18 protein-coding genes are annotated in these 16,300 nt (G+C 71.0%); 8 read left to right on the top strand and 10 right to left on the bottom strand.

Annotation, left to right across the window (positions count from 1 at the left end):
* From ACTIE5_RS20900 to sdhC, 3 genes are all read right to left on the bottom strand, one after another.
* The coding region (locus tag ACTIE5_RS20900; RefSeq protein ID WP_439551657.1) for an FAD-binding protein at window positions 1–277 on the bottom strand (277 nt) is incomplete at its 3' end.
* Window positions 278–349: 72 nt separating this feature from the next.
* Window positions 350–772 (bottom strand): succinate dehydrogenase, hydrophobic membrane anchor protein, encoded by a 423-nt coding sequence (sdhD, locus tag ACTIE5_RS20905; protein ID WP_439551658.1) that lies wholly within the window; start codon window positions 770–772, stop codon window positions 350–352.
* Window positions 773–782: 10 nt separating this feature from the next.
* Window positions 783–1,226, bottom strand: coding sequence for a succinate dehydrogenase, cytochrome b556 subunit (sdhC, locus tag ACTIE5_RS20910; protein ID WP_439551659.1), 444 nt, complete (start codon window positions 1,224–1,226; stop codon window positions 783–785).
* A 164-nt stretch (window positions 1,227–1,390) separates the two neighbouring features.
* On the opposite strand from sdhC, the gene ACTIE5_RS20915 reads away from it, so the two are divergent.
* Together ACTIE5_RS20915 and ACTIE5_RS20920 are read left to right on the top strand one after the other, a co-directional pair.
* Window positions 1,391–1,570 carry a hypothetical protein gene (locus tag ACTIE5_RS20915; protein ID WP_439551660.1) on the top strand — a complete coding sequence of 60 codons (180 nt, stop codon included), beginning with the start codon at window positions 1,391–1,393 and terminating at the stop codon, window positions 1,568–1,570.
* A gap of 95 nt (window positions 1,571–1,665) precedes the next feature.
* The gene (locus tag ACTIE5_RS20920) at window positions 1,666–2,883 is read left to right on the top strand and encodes an FAD-dependent oxidoreductase (protein ID WP_439551661.1); all 1,218 of its coding nucleotides are present in this window, start codon (window positions 1,666–1,668) and stop codon (window positions 2,881–2,883) included.
* Between the two features lie 6 nt (window positions 2,884–2,889).
* Here ACTIE5_RS20920 and ACTIE5_RS20925 read toward each other — a convergent pair whose 3' ends face one another.
* The 3 genes from ACTIE5_RS20925 to ACTIE5_RS20935 all read right to left on the bottom strand — a co-directional run bounded on the left by ACTIE5_RS20925 (window position 2,890) and on the right by ACTIE5_RS20935 (window position 7,641).
* The gene (locus ACTIE5_RS20925) at window positions 2,890–3,933 is read right to left on the bottom strand and encodes an aspartate-semialdehyde dehydrogenase (RefSeq protein ID WP_439551662.1); all 1,044 of its coding nucleotides are present in this window, start codon (window positions 3,931–3,933) and stop codon (window positions 2,890–2,892) included.
* 278 nt (window positions 3,934–4,211) lie between these two features.
* The gene (locus tag ACTIE5_RS20930; protein ID WP_439551663.1) at window positions 4,212–6,530 is read right to left on the bottom strand and encodes a methyl-accepting chemotaxis protein; all 2,319 of its coding nucleotides are present in this window, start codon (window positions 6,528–6,530) and stop codon (window positions 4,212–4,214) included.
* Window positions 6,531–6,648: 118 nt separating this feature from the next.
* Window positions 6,649–7,641: a TAXI family TRAP transporter solute-binding subunit gene (locus ACTIE5_RS20935; RefSeq protein ID WP_439551664.1), complete on the bottom strand. Its 993-nt coding sequence runs from the start codon at window positions 7,639–7,641 to the stop codon at window positions 6,649–6,651.
* A 160-nt stretch (window positions 7,642–7,801) separates the two neighbouring features.
* On the opposite strand from ACTIE5_RS20935, the gene ACTIE5_RS20940 reads away from it, so the two are divergent.
* The 6 genes from ACTIE5_RS20940 (at window position 7,802) to ACTIE5_RS20965 (ending at window position 12,113) form a co-directional block, all read left to right on the top strand.
* Entirely contained in the window at window positions 7,802–8,227 is a 426-nt protein-coding gene (locus tag ACTIE5_RS20940) for a DUF1489 family protein (protein WP_439551674.1), read from the top strand.
* Between the two features lie 167 nt (window positions 8,228–8,394).
* Entirely contained in the window at window positions 8,395–8,652 is a 258-nt protein-coding gene (locus ACTIE5_RS20945; RefSeq protein ID WP_439551665.1) for a hypothetical protein, read from the top strand.
* Between the two features lie 273 nt (window positions 8,653–8,925).
* The gene (locus ACTIE5_RS20950) at window positions 8,926–10,365 is read left to right on the top strand and encodes an FAD-binding oxidoreductase (RefSeq protein ID WP_439551666.1); all 1,440 of its coding nucleotides are present in this window, start codon (window positions 8,926–8,928) and stop codon (window positions 10,363–10,365) included.
* Window positions 10,362–10,766 (top strand): hypothetical protein, encoded by a 405-nt coding sequence (locus ACTIE5_RS20955; RefSeq protein ID WP_439551667.1) that lies wholly within the window; start codon window positions 10,362–10,364, stop codon window positions 10,764–10,766. The genes ACTIE5_RS20950 and ACTIE5_RS20955 overlap by 4 nt, the downstream gene beginning before the upstream one ends.
* A complete protein-coding gene (locus ACTIE5_RS20960) occupies window positions 10,763–11,833 on the top strand; it encodes a hypothetical protein (protein WP_439551668.1) in 1,071 nt (356 codons plus the stop codon). Before ACTIE5_RS20955 ends, ACTIE5_RS20960 begins: the two co-directional genes overlap by 4 nt.
* The gene (locus ACTIE5_RS20965) at window positions 11,823–12,113 is read left to right on the top strand and encodes a hypothetical protein (protein WP_439551669.1); all 291 of its coding nucleotides are present in this window, start codon (window positions 11,823–11,825) and stop codon (window positions 12,111–12,113) included. Before ACTIE5_RS20960 ends, ACTIE5_RS20965 begins: the two co-directional genes overlap by 11 nt.
* 191 nt (window positions 12,114–12,304) lie before the next feature.
* Here the strand turns inward: ACTIE5_RS20965 and ACTIE5_RS20970 are convergent, their stop codons facing one another.
* The 4 genes from ACTIE5_RS20970 to ACTIE5_RS20985 form a co-directional block, all read right to left on the bottom strand.
* Window positions 12,305–12,886, bottom strand: a complete 582-nt coding sequence (locus ACTIE5_RS20970; RefSeq protein ID WP_439551670.1) for an NADH-quinone oxidoreductase subunit B family protein — start codon at window positions 12,884–12,886, stop codon at window positions 12,305–12,307.
* On the bottom strand, window positions 12,883–13,119 hold the full coding sequence (locus ACTIE5_RS20975) for a hypothetical protein (RefSeq protein ID WP_439551671.1): 237 nt from the start codon (window positions 13,117–13,119) through the stop codon (window positions 12,883–12,885). The genes ACTIE5_RS20970 and ACTIE5_RS20975 overlap by 4 nt, the downstream gene beginning before the upstream one ends.
* 100 nt (window positions 13,120–13,219) lie before the next feature.
* On the bottom strand, window positions 13,220–14,734 hold the full coding sequence (locus ACTIE5_RS20980) for a hydrogenase large subunit (RefSeq protein WP_439551672.1): 1,515 nt from the start codon (window positions 14,732–14,734) through the stop codon (window positions 13,220–13,222).
* A complete protein-coding gene (locus ACTIE5_RS20985; protein WP_439551673.1) occupies window positions 14,731–16,188 on the bottom strand; it encodes a hydrogenase 4 subunit F in 1,458 nt (485 codons plus the stop codon). The genes ACTIE5_RS20980 and ACTIE5_RS20985 overlap by 4 nt, the downstream gene beginning before the upstream one ends.
* Between the last annotated feature and the right edge of the window lie 112 nt (window positions 16,189–16,300).

The raw sequence follows: 16,300 nt of genomic DNA on the forward strand, positions 1-16,300 counted from the left end.
CCAGCCAGTCCGACCCCTTCACGGTGTCGTACATGTGCCAGCGCCAGTCATCCTCCCCCATGTTGCCGAGCGCGGCACCCACGCCACCCTGCGCGGCCACGGTGTGGCTCCGCGTCGGGAAGACCTTCGTGATGCAGGCGGTCTTGAGGCCGGAGGCCCCCATGCCGAAGGTGGCGCGAAGCCCCGCGCCGCCGGCGCCGACCACGACCACGTCATAGGTATGATCGACGATGCGGTAGGCACCGTTGCCGATCGAGGGCTTCGAGATGGCGTTCATCAGCTATGCCGTCCATTCATCAGGCGGGGCCCCGTAGCCCGCGCCACCAGATCATCAACTAGGCGCGTCGTGTCAGACCGCAATGCGCAGAACGGCCAGCGCAGCCGCCAGCGCCAGCAGCGTGCAGGCGAACTTCACTGCGAGCACGGCGGCCATCTTGCGACCCTCCGGCTTCACATAGTCCTCGATCACCACCTGCAGCCCGGCCGCGATGTGGTGGAAGGTCAACCCGATCAGCGCCAGCAGCAGCACGGCGTTCAGCGGATGCCCGATCCAGGCCTGCGCCACATGGTGCGGCATGCCCGCGGAGGTCGCGAGCGAGGCGATGAACCAGATCGTCAGCGGCAGCAGCGCGATGGAGGTGACGCGCTGCCCCCACCAGTGATGGACGCCGGACTTGGCGGAGCCCGACCCCCGCACGCGGCCGAGCGGCGTGCGGAGCTGCGCCTGGCGGGGGGATTCGCCCGTGGAATGCGACCCAGTGGAATGCGACATCGTGCCTACCTCACCAGGACATCAGCAGGGCAAGCCAGGTCAGTGCCGTCAGCACCGCCGTGCCCACCAGCACCGCCCGACCCGTCTTGTAGAGCGTCGGGATGTCATAGCCCCAGCCCGCATCCCACAGCAGGTGGCGAACCCCCGCCAGGGTGTGGAACCAGGCCGCGCCCGTCAGCCCCATCAGGAACAGGATGCCGATGAAGGAACCAAGAAACCATTGAACCGTGGCGAACGCCTCCGGCCCCGATGCCGCGGCCACCAGCCACCACACCATGACCGCCGCGCCACCGCTCCAGATCACGCCCGTGATCCGGTGGCTGATGGACATCGCGCTGGTCATCTGCAGCATGTCATAGACCTGCAGATGCGGCGACAACGGGCGGCGCACCGGCGTGCCATCCGACCGGCGACCGACCATGGTCGCCTCCCGCGAATCCTGCATTATCGACATGCGGCGCCCGCTCCTCATGGCACGCCCGGCGTCGAGGCTGGGCGCGCGCTCACCTGTGGATGCTTTTATGGTGCAGCGCGCCATAGCGTCAACGCGGCGCAACATGGACAGACGTCCATCCGACAAATCGTGCATGAAGGTGACAGGAATGATATCCTATTGCCATGCGCAAGCCCGAGCCCCGCACGCTGCCGCGCTTCGCCCCCCGCCTCCGGGAAGCGCCGCTCTGCCCGGACCCGCCCGCCATCCCCGCCCGCCCGCGCTTCGGCCGGGCGCTGGAGGTGCTGCACAAGCTGCTGACCGGCGGCGCCGCGCTCGGCACCATCCTCCGGCTGTTGTTCTGAAGGCGCACCCCCCTTCCTTGCCGCGGCCGAAAGGCCCGCCTACCGTCCTGTTGATGGAGACGTCTCGACGCCGCGGAAAGCGGGCAACAGGCAGGGTGGCGGTGCTCGGGGCGGGCATCACGGGCTGCTCGACCGCGCTGTTCATGGCCCGCCAGGGCTACAGCGTGACCCTGTTCGACCAGGCGCGGCAGCCCTTCGAGGGATCGAGCGGCTGGAACGACGGCAAGCTCCACCTTGGCTACCTCTACGCCGGCGACCCCAGCCTCGGCACCGCGCGGCAACTGCTGACGGGCGGGCTGCTGTTCAAGGACATCGTGGAGGAACTGCTCGGCGGCTCCATCGCCGGCGCCACCACGTCGCGGGACGAGATCTTCCTGCTGCACCGCGATTCGGTGGTGCAGCAACCCGGGATCGAGGCCTATTTCCGGCGCGTGTCGGACCTTGTCCGCAGCCATCCCGATGCCGGCCGCTATTGGGATGATGCCGCCCGGCGCGGCGCCACGCCGCTGACGGGGGCGGAGATGGCGGGCCTTGCCCCCGAAGGCGGCGCCATCCTCGGTGCCTGGCGCCTGCCGGAACGCAGCGTCTCCTCCCGCTGGATCGCCCGGCGCTACATCGCCGCGCTCGCTGCCGAACCGAAGATCGAGCTGCGCACCGGCAGCCGTGTGCTGGGCGTGCGGCCGGACGGGGAGGCAGGGCTGGAGGGCAGCCTCGATGGCCCCTTCCGGGTCGAGACCGATGCGGGCACGGACGGGCCCTTCACCATCGTGGTGAACGCGTTGTGGGAAGGCCGCTGCGTGATTGACCAGGGCATCGGCCTGGCGGCCCTGCCGGAGCTGACCCACCGCTACCGCTACGCGCTGTTCGTCCATACCGCGCAACCCGTGGCGCAGGACAATGCCCTGATCGGCACCGGCCCGTTCGGCGATGTGAAGGCCTATGGCGACCGGGATTTCTACCTGTCCTGGTACCCCGCGGGCCTGGTGGCGGAAGGCCGCGACCCCGCGCCGCCGCCCGTGCCGGCGATGGATGAGGCTGCGCGCCAGGCCCTCGCCCACCGCATCCTGGATGGCCTGGCCGAGCATCTGCCCGCGGTGCGCCGCGTGGCCGATGGCGCGGCACAGATGGACCTGCAGGGCATCTGGGTTGTTGCCCCCGGCAGCGGCCCCCTGAACGACCCCGCCGCCGGCCTGCATCGCCGGGACCGCTTCGGCATCCGCCGCACCGGCCGCTACATCTCCGTCGACAGCGGCAAGTTCAGCACCGCGCCCTGGATGGCGCGCGAAGTGGCGGCGATGTTCCGGGGGGGGTAGGGGCCCTCAATCCTCCAGGAGTTTCCTGGCCACCAGCTCCTCCGCGATCTGCACCGCGTTCAGCGCCGATCCCTTGCGGAGGTTGTCCGTCACGCACCAGAAGGCGAGGCCATGCGGCACCGTCAGGTCGCGGCGCAGGCGGCTGACATAGACCGTGTCCTCCCCGGCGATCTCGGCCGCGGTGGCGTAGCCGCCATCCTCCCGCCGATCCAGGATGATGACCCCCGGCGCGTCCCGCAGCGCGGCCCGCGCCTGGGCCTCCGTCACCGGGCGTTCGAAGGCGACATGCACGGCTTCCGCATGGCCGATGAAGACCGGCACGCGCACGCAGGTCGCCATGACCGCGATATCGGGGTCGAGGATCTTCCGCGCTTCCGCGGCCAGCGCCCATTCCTCCCGCGTCGCGCCGTCATCCATGAAGTCGCCGATATGGGGGATGCAGTTGAAGGCGATCTGCTTGGGGAACTGCTCGCCGGGCGGCGTTTCGTTCACATAGACGCCGCGCGTCTGGGTCCAGAGTTCATCCATCCCCTCCCGCCCGCCATTGGAGGCGGATTGCCCGCCATCGGAGACGGATTGGTAGGTGGAGACGACGACGCGCCTGGCCTTGCCGATGTCGTGCAGCGGCTTGAGGGCGACCAGCATCTGGATGGTGGCGCCGGTCGGGTTGCCGATGATGCGGCGCTTGCGGAAGCGGGCGATGGCGTTCGCGTTCACCTCCGGGATGACCAGCGGCACATCGGCTTCCATGCGGAAGGCGCTGCTGCTGTCGATCACGACGCAGCCCTGGCCGGCTGCGCGCGCCGCGTGAACCTGGCTGACCGCCGCGCCGGCGGCGAAGAAGGCGATATCGGTGTCGGAGAAGTCGTAGCTTTCCAGGCTGCGGACCTTCAGCACCTCATCCTCGCCGAAGGAGACTTCCTGCCCGCCGCCGCGCCCGGCGCTGAGCGCCACGGCTTCGTCCACCGGGAAGGAACGTTCGGCCAGCGTCTTGAGAATTTCCCGCCCCACCGCGCCGGTGGCGCCGACGACCGCGACCTTCATGCCCATGCTGGCGCTCCTGCCTGGAAGGGGAGGGGCGGCTTAGGCGGTTCGGCGGTGGGGGGCAAGGCAATGGCGTGGCGGCGCGGGGAGGGCGCTGCCCTCCCCGGACCCCGCCCGCCAGGGGGGAGACCCCCCTGGACCATCATCAATAACCCCGCGGTCCAGGGTCCCGTTGGACCCTGGCGGGGGTGCAGGGGGCAGGGCCCCCTGCGGGGAGTGGTTGGTGCAGGGGGCAGGGCCCCCTGCGGGGAGCGGTTGGTGCAGGGGGCCTTGCCCCCTGCGGGCTACAGCGCCCGCACCGCCCGCAGGAACCCGTCCGTCTTGGCGCGCAGCAGTTCCGCCTGGCTGGCCAGCGCACCGCTGTCGTCGCGCACCGCGCTGGCGGCGCCACCGGTGGCGTTGGCCGCGCCGCGGATGCCCTCGATCCCCGTCGCGACGGTCTGGGTGGCTTCCGCCACCTGCGCCGCGCTGCGGGCGATTTCCTGCGTGGCCGCGCCCTGCTGTTCCACCGCGGCCGCGATGGCGGTCGCGATTTCGCTGGTGCGTTCCACCGTGGTGCCGATGCCGCGGATGGCGGCGACGGCCTGGCTGGTGGCCTGCTGCATCTGGCCGATCTGCTGGCCGATCTCCTCCGTCGCGCGGGCGGTCTGGCCGGCCAGCGTCTTCACCTCGCTCGCCACCACCGCGAAGCCCTTGCCGGCATCGCCGGCGCGCGCGGCCTCGATCGTGGCGTTCAGGGCTAGCAGGTTGGTCTGGCCCGCGATGTCGCCGATCAGCCGAACCACGTCGCCGATGCGGGCAGCGGCTTCCGACAGCCCCTGCACGGTGGTGTCGGTGGCGCGGGTTTCCGCCACGGCCTGGCTCGCCACGCTGGCGGCTTCCGCCACCTGGCGGGAGATTTCGGTGACCGAGGCCGCCATCTCCTCCGCCGCTGCCGCCACGGCCTGCACATCCGCCTGGGCGCGCCCGCCCGCCGCGGCGACGGCCGCTGCCTCCGTGCCGGAGGTCTCGGCGGAGGCGCTGAGCCCGACGGCGGATTGCCGCAGGCGCTGCGCGCTTTCCGCCACCGCGCCGACCACCTGGCCGACCTCCGTCTCGAAGGTATCGGCCAGGCGAACCTTCTCGGTCGCCAGGTTCCAGCACAGCATGGCGGCGCTGTAGTGGCCGGCCGCGTCGCGGATGGCGGAGATACGGAGTTCGATCACTTCATCGCCAAGCTTGATGCGGGTGGTGTGCGGCAGCCTGGACGGGTCCGACAGGATCGCGCGCTGGTGGTCGGGGTGCTTGTGGAAGATGTCGATGGACTGGCCGATCATGTCATCCGCATCGGCCGGCATCAGGTGGCGCAGCCGCTCCACCAGCGCCTTGGTCTCCGCGTTCATGTAGGTCATGCGGAAATTGTCGTTGGGATCGGCGGACATCACCGCGGTCGGCAGTTGTTCGATCATCTGCTGCTGGGCGAAGGCCCGGCCCGTGGTGACGCGGAGCGTCTCCAGCGCTGCCGCGATGGCGCCGATTTCGTCGCGGCGCGTGCGGTGCGGCACGGCGACGGTCGCGTCGCCATCGGCAATCCGGCGCATCACGCCGGACAGGCTGCGCAGCGGCGTGCCGATCACGCGGGCCAGCAGCAGGCCGGACAGGACCAGCACCACCGCGATGGCCAGCCCGGCCCAGATCGTGCCCTGGCGGGCCGATTCCGCTTCCGCCATGACCAGCGCGCGCTGGGCGGCGGAAACCTGGGTGGAGGCTTCGCTGACGGCGGTGATCGCCGCGCGCATCGCGGCGCGGGCCGGCTCCACCTGTTCCCGCCGGACCTTGGCGATCTCCTCGCCCGCCGTCAGCACCTTGCCCGCGGCCTCGCCCACGGCGATGGCGCGGTCCATCAGGCGGTTGATGTCGTCCTTCACCCGGGGCGGCGCCTCGATGGACGCCATGCCGCGGCCATGCACGCGGCCCTGCGCGATCCCGCGGCGGATGCGCCGGACCTGCGCTTCCTCCCCGGTCGCCAGCAGGCGCTGGATGCCAAGCCGCGTGTCGTTCACCGCGGCGTGCACCGTCATCAGCCGCTGCCGGGCGTCTTCCTGCTGGTCGGCCGGCACGTCGAAGCCGATCGCCGCCGCCACTGCCTCGAACAGGCTGTCATATTCGCTGCCGCGGGGGAAAAGCTCATTGTCGCGGGCCTGGATCATCTGCAGCCGCAACTGCGAGACCCGTTCAAGCGCCTCGCCGTAGCTTGCCGCCGCGGCATCAAGCCGCCGCAGCACCGCGGTCATTTCGCCGGCGCCGAGCTTCTGCCCTGCCTCACGCGCCAGGCGCCGCCCTTCCTCCAGCGTCCGGGTGACATTCTGCCAGGCCGGCGCCTGTTCGGATTCAAGGTGCAGCAGCAGCAGGTCACGTTCCAGCACCGCCACTTCCCGCAGCGTATCCGCGCCGTCCTCCAACTGGTCCATCGCCGCCTCGGTCTCCGCCGAGGCCGCCTGTTGCCCGATGATGCCGGTGGTGGCGCGCCACACCAGCGCGGTCAGGACCGTCAGCATCGCGAGGGTCAATAGCGCGGATGCCGCGAGCTTGCGGCCCACGGTGAAGTCCGGGATCAGTCGCATTATTTTCGAGCTTCCGGAGAATGGTACCCCGTGAAACTCTCAAACCCACCTTGCCGGACAGTGAACGACGCGCGGTTGTGACCGCGCGCCTCACGGTTGTGTGAAAAAAGCCGCGCCTTCAGGCCTGGACAAGGCTGTCCGGCACCGCGTGCCCGGCTTCCCGCAGGTAGCGTGCCGCGCCGGGGTGGAAGGGCAGGAAGGTGTTCTTCGTCCAGTTCTCGGCCAGCGTCTCCGACGCCGCGGCGATGGCCTGGCGGAAGCGGGCATTCTGGCCGAGCACCGACTTCGTGATCTCATAGGCCAGATCGTCGGACAGGCTGCGGTGGCTGATGGCGAAGTTGTACATGCCGACGATGTTCAGCGGCTTCTCCTGCTTCCGGTAGGTGCCCATGGGCAGCGTGCCGGCCGACAGTTCCGGGAATTGCGTCGTCAGGCGCCGCACCTCATCCGCCGTGAAGTCCAGGTAGTTCACGTCGGCCTGCACCTCGATCTCGCTGAAGGCCGGCACTGGCACGCCGGAGGCGAAGAGGAAGCAATCCAGCAGCCCGTCCTGGATCTGGCCCACCAGGTCGGATGCCGACCCGTAGCGCACGGCGGAAGGGCGGACGCCCAGCGTGTTCAGGATCTGCGGGTAGTAGGTGCCCGGCGTGCCGCCGCGCGGGCCGACGCCGACGGAACGCCCGCCGAGCTGCGCATGCCCCGTGATGCCGCTGCGCTTCAGCGCGATGCCGTGGAAAGGCGTGTCGTACATCGGGAACAGGGCGCGGATGTCGCGGAAGCGGTTGCCCTGGGTCCAGTCGCCCTGGCCGTTCCAGGCCTGCAGCGCGACGCCCATCGTCACCATCCCCAGCTCGACCTCGCGCCGGTTCACCAGAATGATGTTCTGGTTCGGCCCCTGCGTGGTGCGGTAGGAAATCGCGACGCCCGTCGCCTCCTGCGCCATCTGCCCCCAGGCCGGGCCATAGAGGGCGTAGGTCCCCCCCGGCGCCGCCGTGCCCATGGTCAGCGCCCGCGGCCAGGATGCGTTGCGCGGCTGGGCGATGGCGGGGCTGGCAAGCCACGAAGCCGCCAGGCCGAAGGCCGGGGCAGCAAGAATATGGCGGCGACGCATGACGCTTCCTCCGTTTGTTGCTTGTATCCCGCCCGCATTACAGCCGGAACATCCACCGGGGCAAGCCCAAGGGGCTTGGGCGTAAGGGGGCTTGCGGGTAACCGGCTTGCAAGCCCAAGGGGGCTTGCGGGGACTCGGCCGCCGGCCACATGCCGTGGCGATGCTGCACCTGCTGAAACTCTGCGTCGGCCCGAAGGAGGTGGCGGAACTCGCCGCCAACCAGGCGCGCCGCGCCGCGCTCGACCCGCCGCTGCGCCACCAGACGCGCATGGTGCCGAAGCGCGCGGCCGAATTGCTGGATGGCGGGTCGCTCTACTGGGTGGTTGCCGGCTTCATCCGCGTGCGGCAGCGCGTGATCGACATCCGCGAGGAACGCTGGGACGATGGCACCAGCTGCGCCGGCCTGGTGCTCGACCCCGAGCTGGTGCTGGTGGAACCGCGGCCGCAGAAGCCCTTCCAGGGCTGGCGCTACCTGGAACCCGCCGCGGCGCCGGCCGACGCGCCCCGCGGCGGCGTGGCCGCGACGGGGCTGGAGGCCCTGCCCCCGGCTTTGCGCCGCGAACTCCAGGCGCTCTGCCTCATCTGAGGAGATTGCGGGTGAAAGACACCCGCCAAGCGTCTTGCATTACATGGATTTCAGTTGCGCCCCATCACGGTGTGAGGGGCGTGGGTGCACCCTGGCGGTCACTCGAAGGCGTTTCCCCCCGGCCGCCAGCGACACCGATTCAACGTCCCGGATTCAGGAACGCACCCATGCGTATGACCCTTCGCCTTCTGCTCGCCGCCGCCGCCATCAGCGCACCCATGCTGCTGACGGCCCCGGCCAGCGCCAACAGCCCCATCGCCCCCAACGGCACGCCGTATGAGGAAGTGGCCACGGCCCGCGACGGCCAGCCCCAGACCCGCGCGCAGCGCCGCCAGCGCCGCGAAGCCGCGGCCGCCCGCCGCCACCGCAATGCCCAGCGCGCCGCCGCGCGCCGCAACCGCCCCGCCCAGACCCCGGCCGGCTGAGCCGGCAGGGCTGAGACTTCGGCGCCCCGCAACGGGGCGCCCGCTTTCGGCGCTGGCCATTTCCCGGCAGGCCATCGCCGACGAGGCCGATCTGGTGGAGACCCCAGGCCCTTGTGGCCTTCGGCCCCCGCCCGGGGTCGGCCCCTTCGGGCCGGTCGCAGCGATGCGGCCGGCCCTTTCTTTGGCCCGGTTCTTTGGCCCCCGGTTCTTTGTGCCTGGGCCTTTGCCGCCGCACCGCTTCGCGCGAACATCACCGCCAGCCAGGAGGTGCGCGTGCCGATCACCCGACGGGATGCCCTGACCACCGCCGCCGCGCTGCTGCCCGGCATCGCCGCCGCGCAGGGCGTGCCCGCCCGCGTCGTGATGAACGACGCCAGCCGCCTGAACGCGACGCCCGTCGCCCGGCACTGGCGCCCCGCGACCGACCGCGCCGGCCAGTGGCACGAATCCCTCCGCGCCGAATTGCGGGAGGCCGCCGCCGCGCGCCGCCCCGTCGTGGTCGGCGCCGCCCGCCATTCCATGGGCGCGCAGTCGCTCGCCCGCGACGGCACCGGCATCACGCTGGCGGCGCCGTGGTTCGAACTGGATCGCGCCAATGGCCTGGCCCGGGTTTCCGCCGGCGCTACCTGGGCCGAGATCATCGCCTGGCTGGACCCGCAGGGCCTGTCGCCCAAGGTCATGCAGTCCAACGCCGATTTCGGCGCGGCCTCCACCTTCAGCGTCAACGCCCATGGCTGGCCCGTGCCGCACGGCCCCTTCGCCAGTACGGTGCGGTCCTGCCGCGTGATGCTGGCGGATGGCACCATCCTGGAGTGTTCGCGTAACCGGAACGCGGAACTCTTCGGCCTCATGGCCGGGGGCTACGGGCTGTTGGGCGTGATCCTCGACCTCGATGTCGAGGTGACGCCCAATTTGATGCTCCGCCCCTACGCCCAGCTTCTGCCCGGCGCGGATTTCGCCGATGCCTTCATCCCGCTGGTGGCGCGGGACCCTAGCGTCTCCATGGCCTATGGGCGGCTTTCGGTGGCGCGGGATGCGCTGTTCGACGATGCGATCCTGACGGTCTATCGCGCCACCACGCCCCAGCCCGCCACGCTGCCGCCGGCGGCCAATCACGGCGCCATGACCGGCATCTCCAACGCCATCTACCGCCAGCAGATCGGCAGCGAGACGGCGAAGCGCCTGCGCTGGGTGGCCGAAACCCGCCTGGTGCCCGCCATCGGCACCGGCCTCGCCACCCGCAACACGCTGATGAACGAGCCCGTGGCCAATCTGGCGAATACCGCCCGCCGCCGCACGGACATCCTGCACGAATACTTCGTCCCGCCCGCCCGCTTCCGGGATTTCCGCCAGGCCTGCCGGGACATCATTCCCCCCGCGGCGGCGGAATTCATCAATGTGACGCTGCGCTATGTCGGCGCGGACGACACCTCCGTGCTCTGCTACGCGCCAGAGCCACGCATCGCCGCCGTCATGTCCTTCTCCCAGGACATCTCCGCGGAGGGGGAGGCCGACATGCTGCTGATGACGGAGGCCCTGGTCGAGCGCGTCATCGCCCTCGGCGGCGCCTTCTACCTGCCCTATCGCCTGCATGCGCGGCGGGACCAGATGCACCGCGCCTATCCCCGCGCGGCGTTTTTCGCGGAGCGCAAGCGCCACTACGATCCCGGCCTGCTGTTCCGCCACGCGCTGTGGGATGCGTATCTCGCATGAACCCGCGCCTTGCCGCATCGCTGCTCGCCGCCGCGCTGTTCTTCGCGGCGATCACCAACTATGTGCCCGGCTTCGTCGATACGGAGGGAAGGGTCTTCGGGCTGTTCCGGCTCGACATCTACAAGGATGCGCTGCACCTCGCCTCCGCCCTCTGGGCGCTGGCCGCCGTGCTGCTGGGGCGCGCGGCCTCCGTCTCCTTCCTCCGCATCTTCGGCACGCTCTACTTTCTCGATGGCGTCTGCGGGGTCGTCACCGGCGCCAGCTATCTCGACCTCAGCCTTTTCATCCATGGCATCGCGCGTGACATGCCGGTGATGATCCGCTTCCTCTCCAGCCTGCCGCATCTGCTGCTCGGCGGCTTCGGGATGGCGACGGGATGGCTCGGCGCGCGCCGCGGATGAGGCGCCAGAGGTGGCGCTGGGCGCGGCGCATCGCGCTGGTGATGCTGCCCGTGCTGCTGTTGGCCGCAGCGCCCGTGGTGGTGGTGGAGCGCGCCTGCGTCGCGGAAGCGCAGGACCGCGCGCCCCCGCCGCCGCGCCATGACCTCGGCGGGGCCGAATGGCGTCGCGCCGCGGGCGACAGTTTCCTGACCTACCCCGAATGGTTCATCGTCCACGCCTATGAGGACATGGCCGGCGTCGCGCGCCAGGCCTCCGAATCGGATTTCGACTACCTGGCCTCCATCGCCGGCTTCTGGCGCAGCCTCTGCCAGGCGACGCGGGAGGCCGGGCGCACCGGCGCCATGACGGCGGACCAGACCACCACCAACCACGTCATCGGCATCAGCTTCACGGCGGAGATGGCGGTGATCGGCGCCTATGAACGCACGATCGGTGCCCTGACCGCCTGGGCGCGAGGGCCCCGCCGCACGCCGGAGGATGAATTCGCGCTCCGCGTGGCGGAGGATTATGCGATCTTCCTCCGCCAGCTGCCCTGGTACGAATACCCCTTCGGCACCGAGCTTTCCCGCCTCTGGCAGGAAGCGCCCTTCGGTGAGGTCAGCGTGGTCCGCAGCGCCGAACGCCGCCTCTGGCTCAGCGCGCTTTATGGTGGCCGCGCGGTCTACGCGCAGGCGATCGGCGCGCTGGCCGGCGTGGCGCCGGCGGCGCTGCGCATCCGCAGCGTGATCCAGGGCGGGGAGCCGGAGGCCGACCCACGCATCACGGTGCTGCGCCGCTTCGACGACGGCGCCGCCCTCATCGAGACCCCCCGCTACCGCGCGCTGACGGAAATCCTGGCCGGCATCGCGCAACGGGGAGGGGAGGTGCGGGAGATCGCGGGCAATCCCCGCATCCTTGTCACCGTGTTGGCGCCGGCGGGCCTGTCGCTGCCCGGGGACCAGGTCTTCGCCCTGCCGATCCAGTCCAGGCCTGGCTGGCGGCGTATCGGCCTGGATGTGGAGGTGCCGGCGCTGGCCGGGCTGATGCGGGATGCCGGCGCGACCTTTGAGCATGCCTATGACTACTGACGGCGCCTGGCGGCTGCTGCGTGGCGCGGCCCTGGTGCTGGGCGCCTGGTTCGGCGGCATGGCCGGGCTGGCGCTGGTGGTGGACCCGCCGGGCGCCATCGCCTTCGGGCCCTCCGCGTCACTCGCCCGCGCGGTGGGGGCGACGGATGCGGCGCTGCTGGAATCCGGGGTGGGCTTCGTGCTGCTGCGGGACCAGGCGCCGGGGCTGCCGGCGCGGCTTTATGCAAATGGGGCCTGGTTCGTGTGGCCGGCGCTGCCGAAGGGATGTTTGCGCTTGTGATTCCGGGAAACGCGCTGCCTTTCCCGGACCCTATCCGCCAGGGCCGAACCGGCCCTGGACCGTCTTCAGTTTGGTGGCGCCAAAAATCCCGCGGTCCAGGGTCCCGTTGGACCCTGGCGGGGGTGCAGGGGGCAGCGCCCCCTGCGGACAATGATCGGTGCGGGGGGACAGCGTCCCCCTGCGGGCAACCATCACACCCCCGGCTCCGCCGCCGCCCCCGCCACCACCTTCTTCGGCACCTCCTGCGCCCCCAGCAGCGCCAGCAGCCCCTCCAGCAACTGCGCCGGCGCCGGCGGGCAGCCCGGGATCACCAGGTCCACCGGCAGCACCGGCGAAACCCCGCCCTCCACCGCATAGCTGCCCTTGAAGACGCCGCCATCCGCAGCGCAATCGCCCACCGCCACCACCCAGCAGGGCTCCGGCGTGCAGGCCCGCGTGCGTTCCAGCGCCTCCCGCATGTTCCGCGTCACCGGCCCCGTCACCAGCAGCACATCGGCATGCCTGGGAGAGGCCACGAAGCGCAGCCCGAACCGTTCCAGGTCATAGAGCACGCCGTTCAGCGCATTCACCTCCAGCTCGCACCCGTTGCAGGACCCCGCATCGACCTGGCGGATGGAGAGGGAGCGGCCGAGCCTGGCGCGCGCCGTCGCCTCCACCCGCGCGGCCAGCGCCTCCACCACCTCATCCGGTGGCGGCGTCGCGGGCTCCGTCAGGGGCTTGCCGACCAGCCCCTGGGCGAGTCTGGGCCAGAGCAGGCGGTGGAAGGTCTTCATGCCGTGCGTGCCATCCGAAGCAGGTCATTGCCCTCGGGATCGCGCAGCAGCAGTTCGGTGCCGGGCGGCACCCGCTCCACGATCCAGCCGATCTCGTCCAGCGCATGGGCGCGGTCGTCATAGGCCCAGTGTTCCAGCACGCCGCGGCCCGGGCCCGGCTTGAAGAGCGTGACGGTGAATTGGCCGGTCGCGCCCTTGGCGGCGCTGGCCTTGCTGTGCTGGCGGCCGCTCATGGGGCGACAGGAACCGAAGCGGTCGCGCCTGTCACCCGAAACCTTCGCGATGTCACAGGTCGAACTTCCCGCGACCTCAAAGGTCTGACTTTCCGCGACCTCAAAGGTCGACGCCGCTGTAGGAGCAGTTGAAGGATTTGTTGCACAGGGGAAAATCGGCGACGATGTTGCCCTCGATCGCCGCTTCCAGCAGTGGCCATTGCAGCCAGGACGGGTCGCGCGGGAAGGCACTGCGGATCAGCCCGCCATCGTCCAGCGCCATCCAGGTGACGATCTCGCCGCGGAAACCCTCGACGACGGCGATGCCTTCGCCGCCCTTCTGCGGCAGGGGGTGGTGGATCTCCCCGTCCGGCGCCGCGGCCAGCGCTTCCCGAACCAGGGCGATCGATTCGGACAATTCCGCGATCCGCACGCGCACGCGCGCATCCACATCGCCCTCGGTCCGCAGCGCGGCTTCGGGCACCAGCGATTCGTAGGGCGCATGGGGCAGGGCGACCCGGGCATCGAAGGCCCGGCCGGAGGCGCGGCCCACATACCCCCCCGCCGCGAAGGCGGCGGCGAGTGCCGGCTTCAGGAAACCCGTGCCGACCACGCGGTCCTGCAGGCTGGCATGGCTGTCATAGATGGAGACCAGCGCGGGCATCTCCGCCTCCACCGCCGCCAGCGCGCCCAGGATGGCGTCGATGCCCCCCGGCAGGATCTCCATCGCCAGCCCGCCGGGGATCACGCGGTCCATCAGCAGGCGGTGGCCAAAGGCGGCCGCATTGGCGCGCAGCACGCCTTCCCGCAGCACGCCGAGACGCGCATGGGGATAGGCGAAGGCGGCGTCGTTGCAGACGAAGCCCCAATCATTCAGGTGGTTGGCGATCCGCTCGATCTCGAGCATCGCGCAGCGCAGCCAGATGGCGCGGGGCGGTGGCGTGGTGGCGGTCGCGGCCTCCGCCGCCAGGGCGAAGGCCAGCGCATGGGCCACGGTGGTGTCGCCCGACAGGCGCGCGGCGTAGCGGGCGGCGGCGCGGGGGGATTTCCCCACCATCAGCCCGATCGTGCCCTTGTGGGTGTAGCCCAGGCGCTGTTCCAGCCTGACCACCATCTCCCCCTGCACGGTGAAGCGGAAATGCCCGGGTTCGATGATCCCGGCATGGACGGGTCCGACGGGAATCTGGTGCCAGCCCTCACCCTCGATGGGTAGGAATTCGGGCTGTTCCGGGGGCAGGGTGCGCCGCGCGGGCCTGGGCGAGTTCGGCCCGATCACCGGCCAGCGTCCATGGTCCAGCCAGGGGCGGAGATCGACGCCGCCCTCCGCGGTGTAGGCCCAGAGGTCGCGGATCATCCGCTCGAACCGCACCGCGCCGGGCCGGGTGGGCGACAGGGCGGGGTAGCGCCCGTCCTGCACCGGCGTCGTCGCCAGCAGCAGCGTGTTCTCGACCTCGTCCAGGAAGGCCGCGTGGACGAAGCCCGGCTCCGCCCAGAAGGACAGCAGCGCGAGGCTCTGTTCCGTCCGCAGCGCGTCGCGCAGGTCGCCGAAGGCGGCGGGCGCGAGGAGGTATCGTTCGAAGGGCACGCAGCCCTGCGGCGCGCCGCGCCGGATCCAGGCGGAGGCCGCGCCGCTCATCCCACCATCCTCGCGCCTTCGCGCAGCAGCGCCGCGAGGCCTGCCGGCGCGGCCAGCGCCAGCAGCGCGGCCAGCACCAGATGCAGCCAGGTGGGGATGCTGGCCCACAACACGCCGCCGGGCAGGGTGAAGGCGCCCTCCACCGGCCGGTCGGGCGTGGCTTCGCCCAGGCAGAGCCGTTGCAGCGCCGTCACCAGCGCCGCCGCCGCCACCAGCAACCCGACCCCCAGCGGCAGCAGCAGCCAGGGCTGCGCCGCCGCCGTCGCCGCCACCATCGAGAATTCGGAGACGAACAGAGTGAAGGGCGGCAGCCCCGCCAGCGCCGCGATGCCGAGCGCCAGCGCCCAGCCGAGCCCCGGATGGCTGGCCGCCAGCCCGCCGATATCCGCCACCTTCTGGCTGCCCTTGATCTGCGCCGCGGCGCCGATGGCGAAGAAGACGCCCGACTTCACCAGCGAATGCCCCAGCATGTGCAGCAGCCCCGCCAGATTGGCGGCGGCGCCGCCGATGCCGAAGGCGAAGGTCGCCAGGCCCATATGCTCGATGCTGCTCCAGGCGAACAACCGCCTGGCATCCCGCCGCCGCCACAGCGCGAAGGCCGCCAGCAGCAGGGATGCCAGGCCGAAGCCCACCATCAGCGGCCCCGGCGGCAGCGCGCCGGGATGCGCGCCGACGATGGCCTTGGCCCGCAGGATGGCAAACAGCGCCGCGTTCAGCAGCAGGCCGGACAGCACGGCGTTGATCGGCAGCGGGCCCTCGGCCTCCGCATCCGGCAGCCAGGAATGCAGCGGCACGAGCCCCGCCTTGGTGCCATAGCCCACCAGCAGGAACACGAAGGCGAGGCTCAGCACCCCCGGATCGCAGCGCGCCGCCACGGCCTGCAGGGCGCCCCAGGACAGGCCAGGATCCCCCGCGCCCACCACCGGCTGCGCCGCCAGGTAAAGCAGGATCGTCCCGAACAGCGCCAGCGCGATGCCGACGCCGCACAGGATGAAGAACTTCCACGCGGCCTCCACCGCCGCGGCCGTGCCATGCACGGCCACCATCAGCACGGAGGCGAGCGTCGCGATCTCGATCGCCACCCACATGACGCCGAGATTGTCCGACAGCAGCGCCAGGAACTGCGCGCCCATGAAGACCTGGAAGGCCGCGTGATAGGCCCGGGCGCGGAGGTCGTCGAAGCGTTCGGCATCGACGGTGGCGGCGGAGAAGGCGGCGGTGGTGCAGCCGACGATGGCGGAGAGCAGCACGAAGGGCAGGTTCAGCGCATCGGTGCGCGTCCAGCCCTGCACGCCGAAAGGCTGCGCCAGCAGCACCAGCGCGAGCACCAGGCTGAGTGCGGAGACGCCGAGATTGACGAAGGCGGGCACGCGGCCGCGCGGGGGCATCGCGGCCAGGATGGCGGCGCCGATCCAGGGGAGGAAGACGGTGGCCCAGGACCAGTGGAAGGTCATGGGCGGCCTTGGGGGGGGGGGGGGCCCCCCCCCCCACCCCCCCCACCCACCCGCCCCACTGCACGGCACAAAGTATAATGGGGACAGGAGGCCAGACGCCAAGGGGGTGGGG

It is taken from the genome of Falsiroseomonas sp., from assembly GCF_051859025.1.
GTDB lineage: Bacteria > Pseudomonadota > Alphaproteobacteria > Acetobacterales > Acetobacteraceae > Falsiroseomonas.

Bases quoted from the DNA above. Each gene is read 5' to 3' on its own strand.
- sdhD (WP_439551658.1), bottom strand. From the start codon at position 772: ATGTCGCATTCCACTGGGTCGCATTCCACGGGCGAATCCCCCCGCCAG.
- sdhC (WP_439551659.1), bottom strand. From the start codon at position 1,226: ATGTCGATAATGCAGGATTCGCGGGAGGCGACCATGGTCGGTCGCCGG.
- ACTIE5_RS20915 (WP_439551660.1), top strand. From the start codon at position 1,391: ATGCGCAAGCCCGAGCCCCGCACGCTGCCGCGCTTCGCCCCCCGCCTC.
- ACTIE5_RS20925 (WP_439551662.1), bottom strand. From the start codon at position 3,933: ATGGGCATGAAGGTCGCGGTCGTCGGCGCCACCGGCGCGGTGGGGCGG.
- ACTIE5_RS20930 (WP_439551663.1), bottom strand. From the start codon at position 6,530: ATGCGACTGATCCCGGACTTCACCGTGGGCCGCAAGCTCGCGGCATCC.
- ACTIE5_RS20935 (WP_439551664.1), bottom strand. From the start codon at position 7,641: ATGCGTCGCCGCCATATTCTTGCTGCCCCGGCCTTCGGCCTGGCGGCT.
- ACTIE5_RS20940 (WP_439551674.1), top strand. From the start codon at position 7,802: ATGCTGCACCTGCTGAAACTCTGCGTCGGCCCGAAGGAGGTGGCGGAA.
- ACTIE5_RS20945 (WP_439551665.1), top strand. From the start codon at position 8,395: ATGCGTATGACCCTTCGCCTTCTGCTCGCCGCCGCCGCCATCAGCGCA.
- ACTIE5_RS20955 (WP_439551667.1), top strand. From the start codon at position 10,362: ATGAACCCGCGCCTTGCCGCATCGCTGCTCGCCGCCGCGCTGTTCTTC.
- ACTIE5_RS20960 (WP_439551668.1), top strand. From the start codon at position 10,763: ATGAGGCGCCAGAGGTGGCGCTGGGCGCGGCGCATCGCGCTGGTGATG.
- ACTIE5_RS20965 (WP_439551669.1), top strand. From the start codon at position 11,823: ATGACTACTGACGGCGCCTGGCGGCTGCTGCGTGGCGCGGCCCTGGTG.
- ACTIE5_RS20970 (WP_439551670.1), bottom strand. From the start codon at position 12,886: ATGAAGACCTTCCACCGCCTGCTCTGGCCCAGACTCGCCCAGGGGCTG.
- ACTIE5_RS20975 (WP_439551671.1), bottom strand. From the start codon at position 13,119: ATGAGCGGCCGCCAGCACAGCAAGGCCAGCGCCGCCAAGGGCGCGACC.
- ACTIE5_RS20980 (WP_439551672.1), bottom strand. From the start codon at position 14,734: ATGAGCGGCGCGGCCTCCGCCTGGATCCGGCGCGGCGCGCCGCAGGGC.
- ACTIE5_RS20985 (WP_439551673.1), bottom strand. From the start codon at position 16,188: ATGACCTTCCACTGGTCCTGGGCCACCGTCTTCCTCCCCTGGATCGGC.